Raw genomic sequence first — 3,968 nt, 5'->3', positions numbered from 1 at the left:
CCATCGGGCAGCTCATCGTACCGAGCCGCCGCGCTCTGCCGCTGGCGCACCGCGACCGCCGGCCACCGCCGTCCCCGACCTGCCGGCCACCGCCGTCCCCGACCTGCCCACGCTGTACGTGCCAGGTGATTCGCCGGTGGTGGGCCTGATCACCGCCCCGCTGCCGTACGTCGTCGACATCGTCCACGCCGTGCCGATCCGCCCCCTCGTCACGGCGCTCCTGCACGTCGTCGACGCCGTGCTACCACCGGCTCTCGACACGGTGGTCGTTCCCGCGGCGACACCTCCGACGCCCGTTCCGCCGGCGCTCGGGGCGGGTGCGGTCGCGGTGACCGACCCGGCTCCCGTACCGACAGTCCCGACGCCACCGGCGGATTCGCCGGTGCCCCCCGCGCCCGCCGCGGCGCCGCCGACACCGGCCGCGCCAGCGCAAATGTCTGTCGTCGGCCCCGCACCGCCCACCGCCTCGACGACGGGGCACCGGGCCGCGCCACGGGAGCCGGTGGACGCCGCGAGCGAATTCTCGGGCCAACCCGTCATGCCCGTCGACCAGGACGCCGCCGGTGTCGACGACCGATCGAAACCCGGGCCGGGGCTGGCCCGGCCGGTGGACCGGCAGTCGCACAGCGGTGCCGCGCAGCCCGGCGATCTCGTGCCGCTCCTGGTCGAGAGCCGCACTCCGGCGGCGATCGCCCGCCCGGGCTGAGGTCGGGTCGACCGACCTCGGTGGCGGGCCCCACGGCCCGCTCCACCCGCCGGCCGGTCGATCGGTGCCCGCGCCCGTCCACACCGACGGCGCCGCGGGCCGCTGCCTGCCCGTCTGTCGCGCACGACCGCCCTGATCAACCCGTGGACGCTCCGGGATCGGTGGCCGCCGTGACGCGTACCTGAGATCGGAGAAGACGTGGTGATCCACGTTGTTGTCGCCGAGGACATGGGTCTGCTTCGCGGGGCGCTCTGCGCCGCGCTGTCACGAGAGGAGGACATGGAGGTGGTCGCCGACGTCGAGGGTGTCGGCGAGCTGTTGACAGTGGTTCGGCGGTGCCGGCCACAGGTGGTGGTGCTGGCGCTGACGCCGGAGCTGCCCGACCCGGTGGAGGTGGTCGCCCGCATCGACGTCGAGGCGCCGGAGGCCGCCGTGCTGGCGATGAGCCCTCGGTGGAGCCCAGCCCTGGTGGAGGCGGCGCTGGCGGCCGGCGCACGGGGTCTGGTCGGGAAGGACAGCTCGCTGGCCGAGTTGGTGCGGGCGATCCGCGCCCTCGCGGCCGGGGAGCGGGCGATCGATCCGAGCGCGGCGGTGGCGGCGCTGAGTCCCACCGAGATGCCGTTGACGCCTCGGGAGATGGACGTGCTGCGGATGGCCGCCGAAGGCCTGCCCCTCAAGGAGATCGCCGTCCGCCTCTACCTGGCGCACGGAACGGTGCGCAATCACCTGTCGGTGATCCTGCGCAAGACCGGCGCCCGCAACCGGTTGGAGGCGGTGTCGCGCGCGCGGCGTAACGGCTGGCTGTAGCCGTCGGGGCGGGTCCGGTGGAGACAGTCCGGACCCGCCCCGTCACCGTGCGGACCCACCGGACCCGTGTTTGAATGTTGACGTTGAGTGATCACTACCGGAGTGCAGGAAGGTCCATCGTGATCCGTACCCTGCTCGCCCTGGACGGCGCCCTGGTGTTGGGCGCGCTGTCGTTCGTCCTCGCCGCCGAGGAGGACATCCGCGTCGTGGCGGAGGTGGATCGCGGTGATGCGGTCTCCGCTGCCGTTCACACCCAACGCCCCGACGTGGTGGTGGCCGACCTCGACTTCGTCGAGGGAATCGATCCCGGCCGCCTCGGTGGGTGCCCCCTGCTGTTGCTGGCTCACCCGCACCGGGCGCGGCGACTGCGAGGCATGCTCTGCCCGACCAGGGCGGTCGGCATCCTGCGCAACGACGCCGCCCCGCACCGGGTCATCGACGGCATCCGCCGGCTCGCCCGCCGGGAACCCGTGCTGGACGCGGATCTCGTCGTCGCGGCGCTGCGCTCGGACGGCCCACTGACCAGCCGCGAGACGGAGGTGCTGAGGCTGACGGCTGCGGGAGCGCCGGTCGCTGAGGTGGCGGCGTCGCTCGGGCTCACCCGCGGCACCGTCCGTAACCATCTCGGTCGGATCGCCCGCAAGGTGGGTGCCCGTACCCGGGTGGAGGCCGTGCGGATGGCGGGCGAGGCGGGGTGGATCTGACCAGCGCGTCGGCGCTGACGGGCGGGGTTCAGCCCGGCCGCGCCGACGTCGCCCGGGACGGCACCACCGGGTCGTCCCAGCAGCCGACGAGCATCCGGTAGGTGGCCGAGCGGGCCATCAACTGTTCGTGCGTGCCCAGCAGGGGCTCGTCGCCATCGAGGACCAGCACCCGATCAGCCCGCAGCGCGGAACTGATCCGGTGTGCGATGACCACGAGGCTGCCGGGCCGCCGGGCGAAGGCGGCCTCGACCGTCGCTTCCAGCGCCGGATCCAGGTGGCAGGTCGCCTCGTCGAGGAGCACCAGCGGGGCGGGTGCCAGCCAGGCCCGGACCGCCGCGATGAGTTGCCGCTCGCCCGCGGAGAGCAGGGCCGGCGTGACCGGCGCGCTCAGGCCACCCAGGCGAGCGGCCAGCGGACGCGCGCCGAGCGCGTCGAGGGCGACGTCCAGCGTGTGCTCGTCGGCGTCCGGCCGCAGGTAGCGGAGGTTGTCGGCGAGACTGCCGGTGAACACGTACGCCTCCTGGGGTACCAGCACGCGCATCCGGGCGAGGCCGACCGGATCGACAGCGGTGACCGGCGCGCCGGCCAGGTGGACAGTGCCCGCCTGCGGAGCCACCAGACCGGCCATCAGGGCGGCCAGTGTGGACTTGCCGGCGCCGCTGGGCCCCACCACGGCGAGATGGTCCTGGTCGGCCAGTGTCAGCGAGAAGTTCCGCAGGACGGGTCGGGCGCGCGGACCGTAGGCGAAGGTCAGTCCCCGGACCTCGACGGTTGGTGACCGTCCGCCGGGGGCGGTGGGCGGCCGGCGGTGGGGTGTCCGGTCGGCGGGGGCCGGCGGGCGCTGGTCGTCGGACACCGGATAGGTGCGCAGGATGTTCTCCAGTGTGACCACGTAGCGCAGCCCGCCGCCGCCGAGACCCTGCACCAGTGTGTGCAGAGCGGGTTGCAACCCGGTGGAGACGTAGATCAGCGCACCCAGCACCGCGCCGGCGGTGAGACCACGCTCGACCAGCCACGGGGCGGCCACCATCAGCACCAGCAGGGGCAGCCAGCCGCCGATGCCGAGGCTGAGGCTGCGGATCGCCGCCATCCGGGCGAGCATGCGTTCGGTGGCGGCCTGCGCCGACACCCAACGGGCCACCTCGGCCGTCACGCGGGTCTGGGCGCCGCAGGCCAGCACGTCGCGGTGACCGGCCAGCGCGGTCGCCGCCGACTGGCCGAGCTGCTCACCGGCCCGGACGTACGCACGCTGGTGGGTGACCATCGCCGGCAGCGCCGCGAAGGCCGAGCAGGGCGGCGCCCGCCGAGAAGAGGAAACCACGGGTCACCATCAGCAGACCGGCGAAGGTGTCGCGGACGATCTCCATCTGGTGGGTCAGCCGGGTCACGGCGGCGCTGTCCGGGCGGCCACCCGCCCGGGTGGCGTCGCCCAGCGCACCCCGGACCACCTGGGCGGCCACCTCGTCACGGAACGGCTCGACCACGGCGCCGAGGCTCCGGTACGTCCGACCGGTGGCCGCCGCGCCCACCAGCACGGCCACCGCGAGGACCCCCAACCAGGCCAGGCCGTTGAGCGGACGTCCGGCCAGGAAGCCCTCGTCGACGGCGCGGGCGACCAGATAGCCGGCGAGCAGCGCGGGCAGCGACTCGACAAGCGACCAGCCGCCGAGCCCGGCGAGCGCCCGTCGTCGGGCCCGCAGCGCCCGCCAGGTCACCCGGCGTACGCCGGAACGGCTCACGAGCCGCCGCCG

At 74.5% G+C, this 3,968-nt stretch carries 3 protein-coding genes and 2 pseudogenes; 3 read left to right on the top strand and 2 right to left on the bottom strand.

The annotated features are described in order from the left end of the window. The 3 genes and pseudogenes from KBX53_RS25115 to KBX53_RS25105 all read left to right on the top strand — a co-directional run. Window positions 1-706: pseudogene (locus tag KBX53_RS25115) on the top strand (hypothetical protein); the annotation flags it as partial. Window positions 707-907: 201 nt separating this feature from the next. Continuing rightward, on the top strand, window positions 908-1,513 hold the full coding sequence (locus KBX53_RS37180; RefSeq protein WP_030330808.1) for a response regulator transcription factor: 606 nt from the start codon (window positions 908-910) through the stop codon (window positions 1,511-1,513). Window positions 1,514-1,632: 119 nt separating this feature from the next. After that, a complete protein-coding gene (locus KBX53_RS25105; RefSeq protein ID WP_030330810.1) occupies window positions 1,633-2,217 on the top strand; it encodes a response regulator transcription factor in 585 nt (194 codons plus the stop codon). Between the two features lie 28 nt (window positions 2,218-2,245). Here KBX53_RS25105 and KBX53_RS25100 read toward each other — a convergent pair whose 3' ends face one another. Beyond that, window positions 2,246-3,481, bottom strand: coding sequence for an ABC transporter ATP-binding protein (locus KBX53_RS25100; RefSeq protein ID WP_247676176.1), 1,236 nt, complete (start codon window positions 3,479-3,481; stop codon window positions 2,246-2,248). After that, window positions 3,444-3,968 (bottom strand): annotated as a pseudogene (locus KBX53_RS36540) (ABC transporter ATP-binding protein); the annotation flags it as partial. The pseudogene KBX53_RS36540 and the gene KBX53_RS25100, both read right to left, overlap by 38 nt.

This window comes from Micromonospora sp. M51 (assembly GCF_018070305.1).
In the GTDB taxonomy this organism is placed as follows: Bacteria; Actinomycetota; Actinomycetes; order Mycobacteriales; family Micromonosporaceae; genus Micromonospora; species Micromonospora parva.
This window is presented reverse-complemented; position numbering and strand designations above follow the sequence as displayed.